The organism is Aulosira sp. FACHB-615 (assembly GCF_014698045.1).
Lineage (GTDB): Bacteria > Cyanobacteriota > Cyanobacteriia > Cyanobacteriales > Nostocaceae > Nostoc_B.
On sequence record NZ_JACJSE010000022.1, the window covers coordinates 55,515 to 76,247 of the forward strand.

Annotated in this window: 16 protein-coding genes and 1 pseudogene; 10 read left to right on the plus strand and 7 right to left on the minus strand. The window is 40.1% G+C overall.

Annotation, left to right across the window (positions count from 1 at the left end):
- Positions 1 to 64: 64 nt before the first annotated feature.
- Both H6G77_RS25805 and gndA read right to left on the minus strand, forming a co-directional pair.
- On the minus strand, positions 65 to 670 hold the full coding sequence (locus H6G77_RS25805) for a hypothetical protein (RefSeq protein WP_190873081.1): 606 nt from the start codon (positions 668 to 670) through the stop codon (positions 65 to 67).
- Positions 671 to 878: 208 nt separating this feature from the next.
- A complete protein-coding gene (gene gndA / locus H6G77_RS25810) occupies positions 879 to 2,309 on the minus strand; it encodes an NADP-dependent phosphogluconate dehydrogenase (protein WP_190592427.1) in 1,431 nt (476 codons plus the stop codon).
- Positions 2,310 to 2,623: 314 nt separating this feature from the next.
- Between gndA and H6G77_RS25815 the strand changes: the two genes are divergently transcribed.
- Positions 2,624 to 3,301 carry a Ycf66 family protein gene (locus H6G77_RS25815; protein ID WP_190873082.1) on the plus strand — a complete coding sequence of 226 codons (678 nt, stop codon included), beginning with the start codon at positions 2,624 to 2,626 and terminating at the stop codon, positions 3,299 to 3,301.
- 188 nt (positions 3,302 to 3,489) lie between these two features.
- On the opposite strand, the gene H6G77_RS25820 is transcribed toward H6G77_RS25815, so the two are convergent.
- Positions 3,490 to 3,759 (minus strand): DUF4926 domain-containing protein, encoded by a 270-nt coding sequence (locus tag H6G77_RS25820; RefSeq protein WP_190873083.1) that lies wholly within the window; start codon positions 3,757 to 3,759, stop codon positions 3,490 to 3,492.
- Between the two features lie 26 nt (positions 3,760 to 3,785).
- Positions 3,786 to 4,112, minus strand: coding sequence for a DUF6883 domain-containing protein (locus H6G77_RS25825; RefSeq protein ID WP_190873084.1), 327 nt, complete (start codon positions 4,110 to 4,112; stop codon positions 3,786 to 3,788).
- Positions 4,113 to 4,291: 179 nt separating this feature from the next.
- Between H6G77_RS25825 and ileS the strand changes: the two genes are divergently transcribed.
- Both ileS and H6G77_RS25835 read left to right on the plus strand, forming a co-directional pair.
- Entirely contained in the window at positions 4,292 to 7,174 is a 2,883-nt protein-coding gene (gene ileS, locus H6G77_RS25830; RefSeq protein ID WP_190873085.1) for an isoleucine--tRNA ligase, read from the plus strand.
- Positions 7,175 to 7,392: 218 nt separating this feature from the next.
- The gene (locus H6G77_RS25835) at positions 7,393 to 7,998 is read left to right on the plus strand and encodes a Uma2 family endonuclease (RefSeq protein WP_190873095.1); all 606 of its coding nucleotides are present in this window, start codon (positions 7,393 to 7,395) and stop codon (positions 7,996 to 7,998) included.
- Positions 7,999 to 8,370: 372 nt separating this feature from the next.
- Here H6G77_RS25835 and H6G77_RS25840 read toward each other — a convergent pair whose 3' ends face one another.
- Positions 8,371 to 9,255, minus strand: a complete 885-nt coding sequence (locus tag H6G77_RS25840) for a ParA family protein (protein WP_190590068.1) — start codon at positions 9,253 to 9,255, stop codon at positions 8,371 to 8,373.
- 333 nt (positions 9,256 to 9,588) lie between these two features.
- Here H6G77_RS25840 and H6G77_RS25845 point away from each other — a divergent pair, with 333 nt between their 5' ends.
- The 7 genes and pseudogenes from H6G77_RS25845 to H6G77_RS25875 all read left to right on the plus strand — a co-directional run.
- Positions 9,589 to 10,965 carry an AAA family ATPase gene (locus tag H6G77_RS25845; RefSeq protein WP_190873086.1) on the plus strand — a complete coding sequence of 459 codons (1,377 nt, stop codon included), beginning with the start codon at positions 9,589 to 9,591 and terminating at the stop codon, positions 10,963 to 10,965.
- A 3-nt stretch (positions 10,966 to 10,968) separates the two neighbouring features.
- The gene (locus tag H6G77_RS25850) at positions 10,969 to 11,727 is read left to right on the plus strand and encodes a chromosome partitioning protein ParB (protein ID WP_190873087.1); all 759 of its coding nucleotides are present in this window, start codon (positions 10,969 to 10,971) and stop codon (positions 11,725 to 11,727) included.
- Positions 11,728 to 12,274: 547 nt separating this feature from the next.
- Positions 12,275 to 12,547: a GlsB/YeaQ/YmgE family stress response membrane protein gene (locus tag H6G77_RS25855; RefSeq protein ID WP_190590065.1), complete on the plus strand. Its 273-nt coding sequence runs from the start codon at positions 12,275 to 12,277 to the stop codon at positions 12,545 to 12,547.
- 231 nt (positions 12,548 to 12,778) lie between these two features.
- Entirely contained in the window at positions 12,779 to 13,474 is a 696-nt protein-coding gene (locus H6G77_RS25860) for a manganese catalase family protein (protein WP_190590064.1), read from the plus strand.
- A gap of 128 nt (positions 13,475 to 13,602) precedes the next feature.
- Positions 13,603 to 14,373 carry a DUF3891 family protein gene (locus H6G77_RS25865; protein ID WP_190873088.1) on the plus strand — a complete coding sequence of 257 codons (771 nt, stop codon included), beginning with the start codon at positions 13,603 to 13,605 and terminating at the stop codon, positions 14,371 to 14,373.
- A 791-nt stretch (positions 14,374 to 15,164) separates the two neighbouring features.
- Positions 15,165 to 18,668 (plus strand): PAS domain S-box protein, encoded by a 3,504-nt coding sequence (locus tag H6G77_RS25870; protein WP_190873089.1) that lies wholly within the window; start codon positions 15,165 to 15,167, stop codon positions 18,666 to 18,668.
- Positions 18,669 to 18,699: 31 nt separating this feature from the next.
- Positions 18,700 to 18,936: pseudogene (locus H6G77_RS25875) on the plus strand (element excision factor XisH family protein); the annotation flags it as partial.
- Here H6G77_RS25875 and H6G77_RS25880 read toward each other — a convergent pair.
- Together H6G77_RS25880 and H6G77_RS25885 are read right to left on the minus strand one after the other, a co-directional pair.
- A complete protein-coding gene (locus H6G77_RS25880) occupies positions 18,937 to 20,103 on the minus strand; it encodes a cysteine desulfurase family protein (protein WP_190675021.1) in 1,167 nt (388 codons plus the stop codon).
- Positions 20,104 to 20,106: 3 nt separating this feature from the next.
- The gene (locus tag H6G77_RS25885; RefSeq protein ID WP_190590060.1) at positions 20,107 to 20,733 is read right to left on the minus strand and encodes a restriction endonuclease subunit R; all 627 of its coding nucleotides are present in this window, start codon (positions 20,731 to 20,733) and stop codon (positions 20,107 to 20,109) included.

A 20,733-nucleotide genomic window follows, 5' to 3' on the forward strand; every position in this document is an offset into this window, starting at 1 on the left:
TAATTCAACAGATTTGAGTGGTGATATTGGTTTACTGAAAAAAGAGCAAGTATCTTAAAATACTCTAGCTATTCCACAATCGGTTTAAGTCTATACCCTTTAAAAATTGACGTATAAAATTTGCGTATTGCATCAAAACTTGCTCTAAACTTTCTTCATCCTCAGTAGATTGAAGAATAGTAGCTAAATAAATAGTCCATACCAAACTATAAGCCACGTCACTTTTAGAAGTTCCTTCACTGATATCCACTATGGCAGTGAGTAAATGAAAAATGCTATGACTGGCGATATTGAGTGGCTCATTAAGTGATAATTCTTCTGTTTCTACAATAGTACTTAAATCATCCAAGGCATCTTGACAATTTTCAAGTGTCGTTTTTTCACTCAGCCATTTTTCTACAGTATAAAATCCTCGTTCAAAGGGCAGATCGCCATAATTATTCAACAGATTGATTGCGCTCGTAATACATTGGTGAGTTATCCACACAAGGGGTTTTGGTTTTGCTTTGGAACGAGTCATCATCCAAATTAACCAATCTCCCCTGGGACATTCACTCACAGCCAGGGGAAAGTTATTTCCATAAGCTTTTGCCCAAAGTAACGCTTCAGATTTATTAGGGATATCAGACGGAACTTTAAATAATAGTTCTACAGTCCTTTTTTTAGACATTTTGATAACTGTCAGAGCTTAATTAAATATAGCTATTGAAGAAGAATTCAGGAGTCAGAATCAATTTGTAGGGGAATTAAATATATACTAACGATTACTCTTTTATTTAAGATACACCAAAAGAAAGTGACTCTGAAATTTCAGAGTCACTTTCTAATTTGCCACAGACAGCAATTTAAACTTTCACAACATACTCAAAAGTGAAAGTTTACTTTTTAGCTTCTTCGATGGGAACCCATTCTGTGTGGAAAGAACCGGGTTTGTCGAGACGCAGATAGGTATGTGCGCCGAAGTAGTCGCGTTGTGCTTGAGTGAGGTTTTGGGGCAAGCGATCGCGGCGATAGCTGTCAAAATAATCTAAAGATGCACTAAAAGCTGGGACAGGAATACCCAGTTGAGCAGCAGTAATGATAACTTCCCGCCAAGCTGCTTGTCTGTCTAGAATTGTTTGCTTAAATTCAGGAGCTAAGAGCAAGTTAGGCAATGCAGGATTTTCGGTAAATGCCTTTTTAATTTTATTCAAAAAGCCAGCGCGAATAATACAGCCACCTTTCCAAATCCGAGCTAATTCGCCCAAATCCAAATTCCAGTTATATGTTTTGGAAGCAGTAGACAGCAGCGCCATCCCTTGAGCGTAAGAACAAATCTTGGAGCAATATAACGCATCCCGGACTTTGTTAATAAACTCTTTGGTAGTACCGCTATATTTGCCACTGGGGCCTGTGAGTTGTTTGGATGCGGCTATCCGTTCATCTTTAATTGAAGAGATAATCCGAGCATTTACAGCTGCTGTAATGGTAGGAATAGAAACGCCTAATTCCAACGCAGTTTGTACAGTCCAACGACCAGTACCCTTTTGACCTGCTGCGTCTACAATCAAATCTACTAAAGGTAGACTGGTGTCTGGGTCAATGTAAGGGAAGATATTAGCTGTAATCTCAATCAAAAATGAATTGAGTTCGTCGGTGGTGTTCCATTCAGCAAACACTTCGTGAAGTTGATTGTGGTCAAGTCCACCAGCATTCTTCAGCAAGTCGTAGGCTTCAGCAATTAGCTGCATGTCACCATACTCAATGCCGTTGTGTACCATCTTCACATAGTGACCGGAACCACCAGGGCCGACGTAGGTCACACAAGGGCCGTCATCAACTTGGGCAGCAATTTTGTTGAAAATTGGTGAGAGATACTCATAGGAACTTTGGGTACCACCAGGCATCAAAGAAGGGCCGTTTAATGCGCCTTCTTCACCACCACTCACACCCATACCGAGAAACCGTAGACCCAGGGGTTCTAATTCTTCGGTACGTCTTTGGGTATCTTCAAACCAAGAGTTGCCACCATCAATGATGATATCGCCTTCGGACAGCAAAGGTTTTAGCTGTTGAATCACCGCATCCACGGGTTTACCAGCTTGCACCATCACTAGAATTTTGCGAGGACGTTCTAGTGCTGCAACGAATTCTTCTAAGGTAAAGGCCGCTTTAACGTTCCTTCCTGGCGCACGTTCAGCCATGAAAGCATCGGTTTTCTCGCGGGAGCGGTTGTATACTGCAATTGGAAAACCATTACGTTCCACGTTGAGAGCGATATTCTCGCCCATAACGGCTAATCCAATCACACCAAAACTTTGTAGTGTCATAACTAGTTTGGCTAACTCTTGCAGATTCTTTCATCTTTTAGGGTAATCCGAGAGTTTCTCTTATCCCCTAAAGAAGACATTAAGAGTTACCGTGATTGCTAAAAGCTCAGAACTAACATCACATATAACAAGTTTTAAATTGTATCTAATTCAACAATTGTGCTGCAAAATTTGCAAAATTGGAGTATCTAGTTTAGGCATTAGGCAGATGGGATAAAGGATTAAATTCAGAATAATTTTTCCTTAAATTAAGATAAATTTTCCCGTATCCAGTCCCTAATACCTGATAACAAATAGTTAAGGAGTAACCAAAAATGCTGGCATACGTCCTAGCTTTGGTGGTCGGTATTGGTAGTTTATTACTCTACGTATCGGCGTTCTTTTTTCCCGAAATCCATCGCAAGAATGATTTTATTTGGAGTGGCATTGGGCTGTTTTACGCTTTAGTATTATGGGTGTTTGCCCCCCATATTAGCGGCGGATTATTACTAGGCCATGTGGCGAGTGTGGCTCTTTTGGTGTGGTTTGGTTGGCAAACTTTATCACTCCGTCGCCAAGTCACACCACAATTACAACAAACACCTGTACCCAGTTCGGAAGCTGTAAAAACTTCTCTGCAAGCACAGGTGACAAAGGTATCTCTTCAAGAACGCCTTGGTAAACTACAACAAAGTTTGAGTAGCACCTTTGGTGGCGTGAAAAACAAAGTCCAACCACCAGTCAGTAAAAATGTACCAGCAGAGAAACCTGCTGTGGAGATTGTTGACAAAACTACACCCATCCCCGAAACTGCGCCTGAAGAAGTACCTGTAACGGAGGCTGTTCCCGAAGTCATTCCACCCCATCCCCCATCCCCGGAATTGGTGGAAGCCGCGCAAGCACATCCTGAAGCGGAAAGTAAAGAACCCATCCCCGTCGAAGAAATTGCGCCTGATGCGGTGCTTGCTCCCCCGGCGGAAACACCACCAGAACCAACACCGCCAAATAGTTAGGTTAGTTAAATTTTGTAAAACCCAGCTTGATTTTATGATCATGTTGGGTTTTGCTGTGATCTCAAGTTGCTAGTGGCGATCGCACAAATTAAACTAGCGACTAAATAAATAATGCGGGAGACACATGGAAAAATTCTCCTAGTGCTTTTGCTTGAGCTTTACTAATTCTGAAACTCGCCTACACTCAGTTATACTGTAACCATTTCTGCTACTGAACTAGGTGATGCTGGCTCAAAATGTAAAACCATAATTTGCTCTGGACGTAAACCAACTGATTCGTAGGTTTGTCCGTTGCGTTGGCGTAGCCCGCCGTAGGCATCGCTAAATTCTACTTCAAATGCGGCACCATCCGCTAATATTTCAACTATCGTACCAACTTGACCACGCAACAAATTATATTCAGGCAGATCAATTGTGAGTGCTACTATATCTAGTAACTTAGGTGTACTATTGCTCATTGCGTATAATCTTGAGATTATATAACTTAAATATAGCAACTTGTTAACCTTGGGAAATCAGAATTATTTTCTATAATCCAACCAGTGGGAATAGTTGCATTTCTATCTTGCCATTCTAAAGTAAAGTCTACTGTATAGCGTTGTCCAAATTCATCACATAGATTTAAAACGGCTTCTTGAGTTTTAACTTTTTCTAAAATAATCTGACGCAACTCTTCTGCATTATCAGCAGTCATACCTAAGATTGATAAAAACAGACGAGCTTTATTCTTTCCTGAAGGATGTTCTGGATTAAGACAGTAATCTCGTAATTTACGAATATCGACAACTGCATTTTCAGCATTTGGCAGCATATTAACTGAAGATAACCTAATAATTTCTGTAAGATAGAATCCGTACTTTTTTAATTTCTCATAGTTCAAGTGCTAATAATTACCAAAGTCTACGCGGTTGAGCAAAACAAGTAATTTGAGACTTCCTGCCATCTTCTATAATTGATAAAACCTGCACATATATTCTTAGGCATGAAGCTGTGACGGAAACTGGAAGCTACAAAGACACTGTAAATCTACCTAAAACTAATTTTGAAATGCGGGCTAACGCCATCAAGCGTGAACCCGAAATCCAAAAGTTTTGGGCAGAAAATCAAATTTTTGAACGCCTGTCGCAAGAAAATCCAGGCGAATTATTTATACTGCATGATGGGCCTCCCTACGCAAATGGTTCTCTGCATATTGGTCATGCCTTAAATAAAATTCTCAAAGATATTATTAATCGCTACCAGTTGTTACAAGGGCGGAAGGTTCGTTATGTGCCTGGTTGGGACTGTCATGGCTTACCAATTGAACTGAAAGTTTTGCAAAATCTCAAGTCGGCAGAACGGCAGAGTTTAACGCCTTTGCAATTACGGCAAAAGGCGAAGGAATTTGCTTTGGCTACGGTTGATGACCAACGCCAGAATTTTAAACGTTATGGGGTTTGGGGTGACTGGGATAATCCTTATTTGACGCTGAAGCCGGAATATGAGGCGGCGCAAATTGGGGTTTTTGGCCAGATGTATTTGAAAGGATACATCTATCGTGGGTTGAAGCCTGTTCACTGGAGTCCGAGTTCTAAAACAGCTTTGGCTGAGGCGGAGTTGGAATATCCAGAAGGGCATACTTCGCGGAGTATTTATGCGGCGTTCCCTGTGACGGGTTTGGCTGAGGCAGTTAAATCTGTTTTGGGTGAGTATTTGCCAGAGTTGGGTGTGGCTGTGTGGACTACTACTCCTTGGACAATTCCCGGTAACTTGGCGGTGGCGGTTAATGGCGAGTTGAATTACGCGGTTGTGGAGGTTTCACGCAGAGACGCAGAGGCGCAGAGAGGGTTTAAATACCTGATTGTGGCGGCGGATTTGGTGGAACGGTTGGCGGCGACTATCTCGGCTGAGTTGACGGTGAAGGCTACTTTTAAGGGTAAGGAGTTAGAACATACTACTTACCGTCATCCTTTATATGACAGGGAAAGTCCGGTGGTTGTAGGTGGTGACTATATCACTACTGAGTCAGGTACTGGGTTAGTACATACTGCCCCTGGTCACGGTCAAGAAGACTACATTGTGGGTCAGCGTTACGGTTTGCCGATTCTTGCGCCAGTGGATGATAACGGCAACTTTACCGAGGAAGCGGGACAGTTTGCGGGGTTGAATGTGTTGGGTGATGGGAATCAGGCAGTAATTGATGCGCTGACGGCGGCGGGTTCGCTGTTGAAGGAGGAGGCTTACGCCCATAAGTATCCTTACGACTGGCGGACGAAGAAACCAACGATTTTCCGGGCTACTGAACAGTGGTTTGCTTCGGTGGCGGGATTTCGGGAGGAAGCATTAAAGGCGATCGCATCGGTAAAATGGATACCAGCCCAAGGTGAAAATCGTATCACGCCAATGGTGGCGGAACGTTCTGATTGGTGTATCTCTCGTCAGCGTTCTTGGGGTGTGCCAATTCCGGTATTCTATGATGAGGAAACGAATGAACCTCTGTTAAATGAGGAAACTATCAACCACGTTCAAGCCATCATCGCTGAGAAAGGTTCTGATGCTTGGTGGGAATTGTCGGTAGAGGAATTATTACCAGAATCTTATCGCAACAATGGCAAGTCTTACCGCAGAGGTACAGACACAATGGATGTGTGGTTTGATTCTGGTTCATCTTGGGCGGCTGTACTTAAGCAACGTCCAGAGTTACGCTACCCCGCCGATATATATTTGGAAGGTTCCGACCAACATCGCGGTTGGTTTCAGTCGAGTTTGCTGACTAGTGTAGCGGTAAATGGCATTGCACCTTATAAAACTGTTTTAACTCACGGCTTTGCTTTGGATGAACAAGGTCGGAAAATGAGTAAATCAGAAGGAAATGTGGTTGATCCCAATGCCATCATTGAAGGCGGGAAAAATCAAAAATCAGACCCAGCTTATGGTGCAGATGTATTGCGATTGTGGGTATCTTCGGTAGACTACTCCGGTGATGTCCGCATTGGGAAAAATATCATCAAGCAGCTTAACGATGTGCGCGGTAAGATTCGCAATACGGCGCGGTTCTTGTTGGGAAGTTTGCATGATTTTGACCCCGAAAAAGATGCTGTATCTTTTGACGAATTACCACAGTTAGATAAATATATGCTGCACCGCATCCGTGAGGTGTTCCAGGAAGTAACAGAAGCGTTTGAAAGTTTCCAATTCTTCCGGTTCTTCCAAACTGTGCAGAATTTCTGCGTGGTGGATTTATCTAACTTCTATTTAGATGTAGCGAAAGATAGACTGTATATCAGTGCGCCGAATGCTTTCCGTCGCCGCAGTTGTCAGACAGTGATACACATCGCTTTAGAAAATTTAGCACGAGCGATCGCACCTGTTCTCTGCCATACTGCGGAAGATATCTGGCAATTTCTCCCCTATAAAACACCTTACAAATCAGTGTTTCAAGCTGGTTGGGTGCAGTTAGATGATGAATGGGATAATCCAGACTTAGGGGAATTTTGGGATACTCTGCGTTCACTCCGCACCGATGTTAACAAAGTTCTGGAACAAGCCAGGATAGAAAAAATGATTGGTTCTTCCCTGGAAGCTAAAGCTTTGATTCATATCCCTCACAAACAGTTAGGTGATGCAATCAAAGCTTTTAACCCAACCAAGGGTAATGGTATTGATGAATTGCGGTATTTATTGCTGACATCTCAGGTGGAAGTATTAGAGTCGCCGGAGAAATTGCAAGGATTAAAATACACCGCGCAAACCGTAGACTGGCAAATTGGGGTAGTGAATGCAGAAGGCGAAAAATGCGATCGCTGCTGGAACTACTCAACTCATGTGGGAGAATCAGCAGAGCATCCCTTATTGTGCGAAAGGTGCGTTCCCGCCTTAGTTGGTGAGTTTTAAAACAGGTTTAACATGAATGTAGGGACGTTTGATGAAATGTCTCTACATTTGTTTAACGCCGTGTGCAACTTTTTCTCCAACCTAACCCCCAACCCCTTCCCTACGAGGGAAGGGGAGCAAAATTCAAAGCCTCTCTCCGCTTCGGGGAGAGGTTTGGAGAGGGGTTTAAAGAATAAGTAGCACATCACGTTATATAGGAATTTATATTTTCCAAGATGATGAACACCCAATCACCTGTAACCACAGACTTCTTAGGAATGGTGCTGAAAATGCAACCAAACATCATCGTGAGTGACGAGCAACTTTTTGATTTCTGTCAAGTAAACCGTGATTTTCGCATTGAACGTAATCACCTTGGAGAATTATTGATTATGCCCCCCACAGGCGCAGAAACAGATGAACGCAATTTTAATTTAACTGGTCAATTATGGATATGGACAAAGCAAGATGGTACGGGTGTAGGTTTTGGTTCTAGCGGTGGTTTTACCTTACCTAATGGTGCAGTGCGTTCTCCTGATGCAGCCTGGATAAAAAAAGCCAGATGGGAAACAATACCTGTAGAACAAAGAAAGAAGTTTGCGCCTATTTGTCCTGAATTTGTAGTGGAATTGCGTTCAGAGACAGATAATTTGAAAACATTACAAGAAAAAATGGCAGAGTATATAGCTAATGGTACAGAATTAGGTTGGTTAATAGATAGAAAACAACACAAAGTATCTATTTATCGTCCAGAACAAGCTGTAGAAGAATTAGATAATCCTTTGACATTAAGCGGTGAAAATCTATTACCAGGATTTGTTTTAGATTTAAGTCAAATTTGGTAAGCGGATACAGAGTGTTTCGGTTGAATACAGGATATCTATCAAGGGGACAGAGGCTAGAGACTAGAGGCTGGAAAAATTTAGCTGATGTAGATTAAATATGCTGTATTAAGAAACTTAATAAATCCTTTATTCATTATTTTATAGCCTTTCCTAGTCTGCTGAGGTATAAATTTATCTGCGTCCATCTGCGTCCATCTGCGTCCATCTGCGGTTAATTATTATTGCTTGTACTTCAATAGAATGAGAAACGCTATAATATCGTTTTAAAAATTACCTAATTTTAGTTTAAGTGCGATCGCTGCTGTAACCTTTTAGGAAGTAGGTGACAGGTTACAGATCATTTTCTATCACCTGTCACCTATCCCCTCTCCCCTACAACTTCTGCAACAATTCTTGAGTTAACTGCAAAAATGCTTTAGAACCAGCAGATTGAGGTGCATTTAAAACAGCAGGCATAAAACTATCAACAGCCTTCGCCACATTAATATCAACGGGGATTTGTGCCTTACAAATTTGTTCTACACCAAAATCTTCCACAACTCGGTGCATAACTTGTTTATAATATCTGCCAGTCAGTAAATTAGTATTGCACATACTAAAAACAATTCCCAGCATTTTGATATTTATTTTCGCTTCATGTTCATGACTATCTTTTAACTGGCCAATGCGTCTTTCTAAAAGTTGAATTCCCACTACAGATAAAGGTTCTGGCTTGGCAGGGAGGATGTAAAAATCACTAGCAGCTAAAGCACTGCGAGTCAGCAAATTATAACCAGGAGCGCAATCTAACAGAATAAAATCATACTCATCACGCACTGGTTTTAAAATGTTATTTATCAATACTCTTTCAAAACGGTTCCAGACATTTTCAAAGTTTTGTTCACCAAAAGCAACCGTTTGTTTGTGCAGCATTTCTGAGACAACAAACTCATCATATAAATCGATATCACCCGGTAATAAACTTAGTTCGCTAAGTCCACAAATTTGAGGTTGGATAATATCGTTAATTGTCAGCTTGCTGTTAGGATCTGGATTAATGACATCATCGATTAAATATCTAAATGTCAGTCTTTGTTTGCGCCGCTTGGCAAAGTCTAAAGGCGACATCAGACTAAGTGTGGCGCTAATTTGGGTATCTAAGTCTAATACCAGTACCTTTTTACCGTAATTTTTCGCCAAACAAGTAGCTAAGTTGACGGTGAGAGTCGTTTTCCCTACACCGCCTTTCATATTTGCAGTAGCAATTACATATCCCATTGGTTAATTCCTCTGATGACGCATTCCCATCTAGGTAGCGTACACCCATCCTGAACGCTTAAAACTTTCGTTAAATTTAATATTTGTGGGAAATCAAAAATTAAAACCTTCAAATTATAGCAGTCTTGAATCATTCCCCAACAAACAGATCCTCAACTTTTGGAAGAAATTGGGGATCTGAGGTTTGTGGAAATTACTCTGTTCAAAATGATATTTATTTTTTTTACAAATACTTAAAAAATATTTATACACAATCTTAGCCAGTAATTTTGTGGCAGAATCAAACAGATATAAGCATGATGCAATAAATTAAATTCTATCGAGGTAAATAATTTGGCTTTCAATCCTGAGTTGTGCCGTAACGAAAGTGAAGTTGAAAGCAAACTCATAGTCCAATATTTGCTACCACAGTTAGGATATACACCAGACACTTGGCATCAAGAAGTCGCAGTTGGTAGCATCCGCCTAGATTTTCTCGCATTTGCCGCACAAGTCCTACCATTTGTTATAGACGCTAACTCGCCATTGAGTGTGGTGATGGAAGCAAAGCATCCTAAACAAAACTTAAATAATCACTTTCTCAGACTCAGGCATTATTTAACCAGCTTGAATGTGAGATATGGATTATTGACTAATGGTAAAGAGATTAGAATTTATCAAAAATTAGGTGATGATGTTAAGTTAGTTTTTTCTTGTGCTGGGAAAGATGTAGAGATAAAACTAGAAGAAATTAAAAGCCTGATTGGTAGAGATAGTCTCAACAAAAATCAGGTGATAGATAACGTTGTAATTGGTAATTATCAAGAACAATTGAATTCACAAGAACAAGGTAAAAATTACATGAAGACCATAGCAATCTACCATAATAAAGGCGGAGTTGGAAAAACAACTATTGCTGTTAACCTTGCAGCAGCTTTAAGTAAAAAAGGTAAAAGAGTTCTTTTAATTGATATCGATTCCCAGGCAAACACCACTTTTGCTACAGGGCTAATTAAATTTCAATTTGAAGAAGATGATGATTTAAAAGACAAAAATGTATACCATTTAATAGAATCAGGAGAATTTAATTATATTCCAGATATTGTTCGTCAGTCTCAATACTTTAATAATCCTGAGATTGATGTCATACCTTCTCATATAACCTTGATTGAATATCAAGATACATTAAACAAAATTGCTGCTACTAGACGTAGGTTAGTAAAAAAATTGAATATGGTAGAAAGTAATTATGACATTGTAATTATTGATACGCCTCCGTCAAGGGATTATTATGCTGAAGTTGCTTTGATTGCAGCTGATTACTTAATAATTCCTTCTGATTTAAAACCATTTGCAAATCAAGGTTTGCCGACAGTAATAAATTTCATTAAACAAGTTAATGAATATAGAGATGATATAGGCAAATTACCCATTAATATAATAGGCGTTCTTGCTTCTAAAATTTCTACGAATGCTAAATTTTTACAATATACCTTTCCAAAACAGAGAGATGTCATATTAGAACGCTATAATCTACCTCTGCTCGAAGCCGTAATTTATGATAGAACAGTGTTGTCAGAGTGTATGAATCAAACAATAACAGTTGGAGAATTAGAGTATCCAGATCCCAAGTCTGTTATTAAATATGCAGAAATTAAATCTAATGCTGAACAATCTGCTATGGAGTTTGAAATTTTAGCAGATGAAGTTTTACAAAAAATGGAGGGTTAATTAATGATGAAATTTTATCTTGTAGACGTGAAAGATATTAATTCTAATATACCTCGTTCAAATTTTTCTGAAGCTGATTTAGATAACCTAGCAGAGATTATTCTAGAAAGTGGAGGAATTATAAGACCATTAGTCTTAAAACCGACAGATGCCGAAAATTATACAGTTATTGATGGGCATTTTGAGTACTATGCTGCTGTAAAAGCAAAAGAAAAAAATCCCCGAAAGGGTGAAATGGTTAATGCTTTTGTAATTTCACCTAAAAATGAGGATATACTACTGAAGCAAGTAGCAGCATTTCGAGAATTGAAATATTCTAATACTATAGAAGAAAATATAGTATCGACAGAAACAAACAAATCTAAACTAAGCTTGGAAAAGGAAGAAATTAGTTTAATAGAAAAGCAAATTAATGACTTAAGATTAGAATTAGCGCAAGAAAAGAAAGAAAGGCAAAAACTCTATGAATACATAAAGTCAGTTGAAAATCAAATACCCAAACAAATTACACCATTAGAAGCATTTAATAGTTTAAATGTGCTAGAACTCACTTTAAGATTAAGAACTGCCGGATTTACAGATAAGAAAGCAGCTCAAGTTGCTGAAAGTATTGAGAAAGTTCGTAAAAAGAAACCATTTGATTCGTTAAAAGATGTTATAGCAAGAGTGACAATTATATCGGGTAAAAAACAAGTTAAAGGTATTAGTGGTGATAAAATGGTTGATATTATTGATAGTTGGTCTCGTCTAGTATTTAAGTAATTCTTACTTATGAGCAAAGTTAAGACAAAATATTAGACATTCTACGTTAATCCTATAATTCTTTGCGTCTTTGCGCCTTTGCGTGAGGATTAAAACTCATGTTTTAGAACCTTCGCGTAATAAATATACTAGCGATCGCACATAATATCAAAACTATCTCTAGCTTGTTTTCATTCAAACTACCGAGCAACTAACTGGCTGTTTAAGACTTTGGTAATGCGATCGCCTGCAAACTTTCAATAGACTATTATGTAAATATCTCATATTTCACCACCTTCTTTGGTACTGAGAAACTACAAGCCTATTGAGATATAGCAAGCCTAAGCAAGTTACAAACATATATCTCCCTTGTCTCCCTTGTCTCCCTTGTCGCTCTGAATTATCTTATTCATATCTCAAATAGGATAGCTATATTTAGGTATTGTTATCTATAAATTGGTAGAGAAAAATCTATCTATCTTTTGACTTCAAAAGTTACCTCATCTGGAAGAAACGCCGATAAATCAATGTTGTTAATCTGATTACAGATGAGATTTTCGAGGTCGTTATGAATATTATTGCTTGGATAATATTAGGTTTATTAGCTGGTGCGATCGCTAAAGCCATTTACCCTGGCTATCAAGGTGGCGGTATTCTTTCCACAATGATTTTAGGAATTGTTGGTGCTTTTCTTGGCGGAAGTTTATATACTTTGTTGCAAACAGGGACTTTGCAATTGACAGCCACTAGTTTTAGTCTTCCTGGCTTATTTATAGCAATCATTGGTGCCATTATTGCTATTTACTTATGGGGACTACTGCGAAGAAGCAGTAACGCTTAAACTCTTGTGAGTAAACCATTATTAAACCGAGAGTGTGTTGGGTAAATTTTACCAATAACACTCTTTACAACCCCGAAATATACTTTTGTCCTACCTGCTGTAGAAAGCTAATTTGCCAACAACACACTAATCATATTGTTTATCTATAAAAGCAGTTAAAAACTCTCAACTGCCAAGGCAATAAATTTATTGCCCACTATGTTTTGTTGAAAATAATCCCAGAGGTCTTGCATGTTTTTCCATAAGAAAGATCCAATTCATGTTGTCAATGTTAATGACAGCAATCCCCGTTTTGCTCAGTTACTGCTTGAGCAGTTTGGCGGTGCAACTGGAGAACTAACCGCCGCTTTGCAATATTGGGTGCAATCTTTTCATGTGGAAAATGCTGGAATTCGAGATATGTTGCAAGATATTGCCATTGAAGAATTCGGGCATTTAGAAATGGTTGGTAAATTAATTGAAGCTCATACTAAAAATACTGACCAAACAGATGCTTATAAAAGTACTCTGTTCGCTATTCGCGGTATTGGCCCCCACTTTTTAGATAGCCAAGGTAATGCTTGGACAGCTAACTATATCAACGAAGGTGGAGATGTAGTTCGTGATTTAAGAGCGAATATTGCGGCTGAAGCTGGCGCTCGTCAAACTTACGAAGAGTTAATTAAATTAGCACCAGATCAAGGGACAAAAAATACTTTGGTGCATTTGTTAACCAGAGAAATTTCTCATACCCAGATGTTTATGAAAGCATTAGATTCTGTGGGTAAATTGACAGATCCATTTTTCGGTAATATTCAGCCTGATGAAACAGTGAATATTTACTATAACTTATCTACTAATGGCAATGGTCACGATGAGCGCGGCCCCTGGAATTCTGAACCTGCTTTCAAATACGTTGCTAATCCTTTAGAAAGCAAAACTAACTAAAGTTTCTGTCCTCCTAATTCCTTGTCAACCCTCAATAATTATGACTTAAGTCAGTGGGAGTTTCTTCCCTGACTTATTTTATTGCTTTTTTAATGCAAAACCCATTACTTTTCTAGGGAGATTGATTAGTGATTGTTAAACCTACACAAAATGGTTGGGAAGTAATTTATCATCGCGCTCATGCTTTACTTGCAGCACAGTTAGCCGGACAGTGGCGGCGGAAAAATGCACCACCAAGGTTATATGAAACATTAGCTGCAATTTCTCATCACGATGACTTAGAAAAAGAGTGGGAAGAAGATAACCTGACGGAAGCTGGCGCACCAATGGATTTTATGTTGAATCCTGAAATCAACGTTGATAAGTTGGCGAATCTGATTAAGAATGCTCACTATCGTGGACGCTGGGTAACTCTTTTAATTTCTAAGCACCTGTGTCGGATAAATGAGTCTAAACGTGGTAAGTCACCAGAATTAGACAAGTTTTTAGACGAACAAGTAAAAAACCAAGAACACTGGCGTAAAGAGTTAGGAATAACGCAAGATGAAGTGGATACAGCTTACGCATTTATGCAGTGGTGCGATCGCCTATCTCTAATTCTCTGTCAGCAAGAATTACCTGCGGATGAACGCTTCTTAGAAATTAACACAGGGCCTGATGGTCAGCGTTATGAAATTATGCAACGCAGCGACTCTTTAGTCACAGTCCAACCTTGGCCGTTTGAAGACGAAAAATTCACTGTCAATGTCGAAGCTTGTGAATTATCCCAAGTCAAGTTTGCTACTCCCGCTAAACTGATTCAAGCTCTCCAACAAGCTCCCATCAAAGTACTAGAGTGGACTTTTGTAGCTAGTACAACAAAGCAAAAGTCAAAAGGCAAAAGGAAAAAGAAAGAATAGTGATACTACAAGCCTTTTAGCAATTCCTTATGGTCACTGAGTTTCGGCTTCGCTCAACTGCCGTTTGGTCGAAGTGTGGTCTGTTTATTTACACCGACCTGTACTAGTTAAACTCCAATACAGTTCAGATAAGACAACTAAATGACAACAAAACCAACAAATCATTACTCAACAAAAAATGAAAGAATGATTTTGGAGGGGGTTTGGGGGACGCAACCGTCACCCAATCGGGGGTTTGGGGGATTCTCCCCCAAATCTTACTCATTGTCTAATAGGTAAAGCAGAAAGTGAGTAATTAACCTCTTTTCACCCTAGCTGAACCGTATTGAGTTAAACCCATCGAAAAATACAAATGAAAAAGCGTCCGGGAGTGTTGCCGTGTTTCCACCCCAGACGCTCTTTCTTTTCAACTTGCTCCTCACACACAAATATAAAATAGCATTTGTTTTTTGAATTAGTAAATCTGTTGTGTGACAGTTTTACGAATTGCACAAACTATGTTAGTATTTCTATCCCAAATAAAAAGCACCTGATGGTGTTGCCGTGTTTCCACCCCAGGCGCTTTTTATTTTCAACTTGCTCCTCACACACAACTAGAAGTTATCACTTGTTTTGGGAAATGACAAGTATATTATGTAACACTTTATTAAGTCTTTAAATCACCCGTGGTTTACGCCAGTGATACGCATACAACTTAAATATTTAGATAAGATATAACTCAGGATGGTTGCCGAGACGGAATAAACATTTTATGTCTTAGAGACAGGTGACTGCCAAGGATTAATCGCAGTATGTCAAAGCTCCAGTGCTTCTATTTGCAGCGTTACTTTGTTTCTGTGTTCTCGGTGTTAATGGCGCTGCTATTAGGCTTAACGCTGGATAACTTGTTAAAACTAGAAGTCTCGCCAATTTTTTTTGTCGCTGTATTATTTAGTAGTTGGTATGGGGGATTAGTTTCGGGTTTATGGGCGACTGTGTTGGCGGTTGTAGTCAATAACTACTTTTTCATTTCGCCTATCCATTCTCTACTACCCAAAACCGGGGCTGATGTACTACAGCTAGTTGTTTTTGGGTTTACAGCATTATTAATTAGTTCTTTAAATTCAGAGTTATATATTGCCAAGCAGAAATCTGAGTCTAAGTTGGCAAAGTTGAAAGTGAATTATCGCCGTCTCTTGGAGACAGCTTATGAAGGGATATGGATATTTGACCAAGATGGAAAAACAGAATCAGTTAATTCCCGACTAGCTACAATGCTTGGTTATAGTGTAGATGAAATGAGCGATCGCGCCATTTTTGATTTTTTAGAACATAATGCTCAAAGCGAAATTCAGCAATGGCTAGAACAAAATCAGCAACAGCACGAAGAAACAAAACGACAATTTGAACTGTGCTTACGCCGCCAAGACGCATCAAAACTTTGGGTAATTGCTGCTCTTAGCTCAATCTTAGATGAGCAAGGCAAATTCTCTGGTATGGTTGCAATGCTAACTGATATTACCGAGCGCAAGCATTCCGAGGCAATTTTAGCGCAAGAACAAGCCAAGCGCGATCGCGAAGGTCAATTGTTGCGTGCCATGCTCGATATTTTGCCTGTAGGAGTAGTGATTGCTGATGTTCAAGGCAAATTTATCGAAGTTAATCCAGCTATCAAAGCAATTTGGGGAGAAAATGCCCCTTGTTTGGATGATCCCAGCCAATATCATGAATATAAAGGATGGTGGGCAGATACAGGTAAACCAATTGCTGCCCACGAATGGACATTAGCTAGAGTTTTGGCGACAGGTGAGACAGTCATTGGCGAAGAAATTGATATTGAAAGTTTTGATGGTAAACGCAAAACCATCCTGAATTCTGCTATCCCGATCCGCGATGAAATCGGCGCAATTATTCACGCTGTAGCTGTGAATGTAGATATCACCGAACGCAAGCATTCCGAAGCCAAATTGCGCCAGAGTGAAGCACTTGCCAAAGCCAGGGCTGAAGAACTAGAAACCATCATGGAAACTGTACCGGCCGCAGTTTGGATTGCTCAAGATCCCCACTGTCATCAAATGACAGTTAACCGCAGTGCGTATAAATTAATGCGCCTAGAACCAGGCTCAATTATGACAGCAACTCCAGCCAGTGGAGAATACCCTTGGCCATTTAAAATTCAAAAAAATGGTCAAGATGTTCCCCTCCATGAACTCCCAATGCAGCAATCTGGTGCAACTGGTCAAGAAATGGAGGGAGAATTTGAGTTTGTTTTTGGTGAAGATGATGTCCAATATATTTACGGCAAAACCGCACCTTTACGTGATTCGGTGGGTAAGATTAGGGGTGTAATTGGGGCTTTTCTAGATATAACTGAACATAAACGTAACGAAGAAGCATTACGCCAAAAGCAAGAATGGTTAGATTTAGCCCAATCCGTTGGTAAAATTGGTAGCTTTGAGTGGCATATCCCCACTAACGTCAATATTTGGTCAAAAGAATTAGAAGCAATTTACGGTTTACAACCAGGTGAATTTGGCAGAACTTATGAAGCTTGGAAACAATGGATTCATCCTGACGATTTAGCCAAAACCCATGCAGATATCGTGAATTCTTTAACAACAGGCCAGTTTTTCACAGATTTTCGGGTGGTGTGGCGGGATGGCAGTATTCATTGGCTTCATGCTAGAGCCAAAGTTTACTACGATCGCGAAGGTAAACCTTTACGGATGGTAGGAGTTAATGTTGATATTAGCGATCGCAAACAAGCCGAAGAAGCACTCAAACAAAGCGAATCTCGCTTGCGACAGCTATTAGAATCAAGCATCATCGGAATTATTGAAGCCGAACCAGATAAAATTACCTTCGCCAACGATGCCTTTTTACAAATGCTTGGTTACACCCAAGAAGATTTATTAGCGGGGAAACTGCGTTGGCAAAATATGACACCGCCAGAATATAGAGAACTCGATCAAGCCAAGGTAGAGGAAGTTTTTGTTTCTGGTGTATGCACTCCGTTTGAAAAAGAATATATCCGCAAAGATGGCTCGCGTGTGCCGATTCTGTTGGGTGCGACTTTATTAACACGCTATCCATTTCGCTGGGTGTGCTTTATTCTAGATTTAACCGAACGCAAGCAAGCCGAAGCTGAACGGGTGCAAGCATTAGAACGAGAACGTGCAGCCAGAATAGAACTAGAAAAAGCCAACCGGATGAAAGATGACTTTTTAGCAATTGTCTCCCATGAATTGCGATCGCCACTAAATCCGATTCTCGGTTGGGCAAAACTACTCAAAAGCCGCCGATTAGATGCAGCTAAAACCACCCAAGCCCTAGAAACCATCGAGCGTAATGCTAAATTACAAGCCAGATTAATTGATGATTTACTTGATGTTTCACGGATTTTGCGCGGTAAGCTGAGTTTGAATATCTGCACAGTTGACTTAGTAACTTGTCTAGAAGCTGCACTAGAGACTGTGCGTTTAGCCGCCGAAAGCAAATCAATTCCCCTACAAACAGATTTTGCCGTCAGTGCGCTACCAGTAGCAGGTGATCCCAACCGCCTCCAACAAATTATTTGGAATCTCCTCAGCAACGCAGTGAAGTTTACACCGGAAGGCGGTAGAGTAGAAGTCCGACTAGAAACCGTTGGTAATTCTGCCCAAATTCAAGTTACAGATACAGGTAAAGGCATTAGTGCAGAGTTTCTCCCATTCGTGTTTGAACGCTTCCGTCAAGCCGATGAGGTCACAACCAGAAAATTTGGTGGACTAGGATTAGGATTAGCCATTGTGCGCCATCTTGTCGAACTCCACGGTGGTTCTGTGCAAGTCACAAGTCCCGGAGAAAACTTAGGCGCAACTTTTACCGTACAGTTACCATTAATTGTGGCTGCGGCTGAAACATTGCCCAACTATCCGTTAATTGAAAATACCCCAAATCTTCAAGGCGTGCAGATAGTTATTGTCGATGATGATGTGGATACGTTGAACTTACTAACTTTTCTTTTGGAACAGTATGGGGCAACAGTCCAGGCGGTAAACTCAGCCCCAGATGCCCTACAAGCGATCGCTCAAACCCAACCAGATTTACTGTTGAGTGATATTGGGATGCCCACAATGGATGGCTATATGCTGATTGAACAGGTAAGAAAGACCACTTCCGCCAGTATATTACCTGCGATCGCTTTAACTGCTTTTGCTGGTGAAGCTAATTCCCAAAAGATTATCTCCGCAGGCTTTCAGCGACATCTCACCAAACCCATCGAACCAGCAGAATTAGCAGCAGTCATAGCCGGCTTGATTTATAGCAGAGAATAGGTAGGGGTAGGGTGGGCATGTAGAAGTCAAAAGTTTCTTAGGTCGCGCGTTTATTAATGATTTAGAGCAAGAGATGGGTCAATATGTAGTTTATCGAGATATTTTACTAGAGACAGCTTTAGATTTTGAACTTTATTTAGCGATTACACAGGGAACATATAACAGTTATTTTCAACGCCAATTAGCCCAAATGATTATCAAGCGCAATCATGACAATTTATTCCTAAATTATCTGCATTTGCCCACCCTAAAAGCTACAAGCCCCTGACTAAACCAAGGTTTTCTGTTTACGTAAACTTTGAATGGTGGCGATCGCATGTTTCGTTACTATATCAATTTCTTCAGCAGTATTAAACCTGCCGATCCCAAACCGCACGGAAGCATAAGCTAGTGGCTCAGAATTACCCAAGGCTGTGAGAACATGGGAAGGTGCAGTCACCGCCGATGAACAAGCAGAACCAGAAGATACCGCCATCACAGGTTGCAGTCCGAGGGATAATGCAGCGCCATCAACTCCCTCAACGCTGATATTTAAGTTTCCCGCTAGTCGCTGCGTCGGGTGTCCGTTGAGTTGAATTCCTGCTATTTGTGATAATTGTGTCCACAAACTGTCTCTTAATTGAGTCAGACGTGCAGTTTCGGTTGCTTGTTCTGCTAAAGCCAGTTCTACTGCTTTGCCAAAACCAACAATTTGCGGTGTGTACAAAGTTCCTGAACGCATTCCCCGTTCATGTCCACCGCCATGTTGTTGGGGTGCAAGTTGCACTCTAGGGTTACGTCTACGGACATATAATGCACCGATACCTTTTGGCCCGTATACTTTATGAGCAGTCAACGACATTAAATCAATGTTCATCGCCTGCACATCTAAGGGGATTTTACCAATAGCTTGGGCAGCATCGGTATGAAAAATAATATTGCGATCGCGGCATATTTTCCCAATCTCTGCTAAAGGTTGCAACACCCCAATTTCGTTATTCGCCGCCATCACCGATACTAAAATTGTCTCTGGACGACAGGCTTTTGCTAATTGGTTTAAGTCAATCAACCCATCTTGTTGTACTGGCAAAATTGTAATTTCAAACCCCAGACTTTTCAGATACTCACAAGGGTCTAAAACTGCTTTATGTTCGGTCGCTACAGTAATAATATGCTGACCTTTTTGAAAATAAGCTTCAGCAATACCTTTAATGGCTAAATTATTCGCCTCTGTTGCACCACTAGTCAAGACAATTTCTTCGGGTGTGGCGTTAATTGCTGCTGCTAAGATTTCTCGCGTTTGTTTCACAGCCGCTTCGGCTTCCCAACCATAAACATGGTTAATACTAGCGGGATTGCCAAATTTTTCGGTGAAATAAGGCAACATTGCTGCTAACACTCGTTCATCTACTGGTGTAGTCGCATGACAATCAAGATAAATCGGACGATGAGACATAAATTAATGTAAAACTTGACTGAGTTTTTTTAATATTTGCAGAACTTTATATAACTCATTTTCTCGCCTAGATAAAGTAAATTTATCAGACAAAGCATATTGAGGTTTATCGTATTTTATTAGCTTAATAAATTGAATATCTTCTCCATTTGTAACTAGTCCAAACACAGGTTTGTCTGTATTGGAACTACCCAACATATATACTAAAGCCTGGGGAATCGCTTCTAAAAGAGATAAACTGGCTCTTTTCGATTCGATGACCAACAACCAAAACTGCTCTTTAATCACCAAGACATCGATTCTGCCCCTGACAATTTCTTCTGCATCTTCGACTGTAATTTCTACAGATTCTTCGGTGGCGATCGCATAAGGCTCTCGATAAAATCCCGCCAAGTCTAATAGAGGCGATATTACCACCATTTTGACGGCATTTTCTAAAATTGGTGGACGCTTAACTAAACTTAAAAAATTAGCTTTGACTCTATCCAAATATTGTTGATCTAAATTTGTCACTGACGGTAAATTTTCCAGCCATTCTGTGAAAAATCCTTCATTTTCTGAAATTTGGAGGCTAAATCTTTCCTCTAAATAAGCAAGTCCGATATTTTGCGCTTGGACGACTTGAACCAT

Bases quoted from the DNA above. Each gene is read 5' to 3' on its own strand.
- H6G77_RS25825 (WP_190873084.1), bottom strand. From the start codon at position 4,112: ATGCTGCCAAATGCTGAAAATGCAGTTGTCGATATTCGTAAATTACGA.
- H6G77_RS25885 (WP_190590060.1), bottom strand. From the start codon at position 20,733: ATGGTTCAAGTCGTCCAAGCGCAAAATATCGGACTTGCTTATTTAGAG.
- gndA (WP_190592427.1), bottom strand. From the start codon at position 2,309: ATGACACTACAAAGTTTTGGTGTGATTGGATTAGCCGTTATGGGCGAG.
- H6G77_RS25860 (WP_190590064.1), top strand. From the start codon at position 12,779: ATGTTTTTCCATAAGAAAGATCCAATTCATGTTGTCAATGTTAATGAC.
- H6G77_RS25815 (WP_190873082.1), top strand. From the start codon at position 2,624: ATGCTGGCATACGTCCTAGCTTTGGTGGTCGGTATTGGTAGTTTATTA.
- H6G77_RS25835 (WP_190873095.1), top strand. From the start codon at position 7,393: ATGAACACCCAATCACCTGTAACCACAGACTTCTTAGGAATGGTGCTG.
- H6G77_RS25805 (WP_190873081.1), bottom strand. From the start codon at position 670: ATGTCTAAAAAAAGGACTGTAGAACTATTATTTAAAGTTCCGTCTGAT.
- H6G77_RS25880 (WP_190675021.1), bottom strand. From the start codon at position 20,103: ATGTCTCATCGTCCGATTTATCTTGATTGTCATGCGACTACACCAGTA.
- H6G77_RS25870 (WP_190873089.1), top strand. From the start codon at position 15,165: ATGTCAAAGCTCCAGTGCTTCTATTTGCAGCGTTACTTTGTTTCTGTG.
- H6G77_RS25840 (WP_190590068.1), bottom strand. From the start codon at position 9,255: ATGGGATATGTAATTGCTACTGCAAATATGAAAGGCGGTGTAGGGAAA.
- H6G77_RS25820 (WP_190873083.1), bottom strand. From the start codon at position 3,759: ATGAGCAATAGTACACCTAAGTTACTAGATATAGTAGCACTCACAATT.
- H6G77_RS25855 (WP_190590065.1), top strand. From the start codon at position 12,275: ATGAATATTATTGCTTGGATAATATTAGGTTTATTAGCTGGTGCGATC.
- H6G77_RS25850 (WP_190873087.1), top strand. From the start codon at position 10,969: ATGATGAAATTTTATCTTGTAGACGTGAAAGATATTAATTCTAATATA.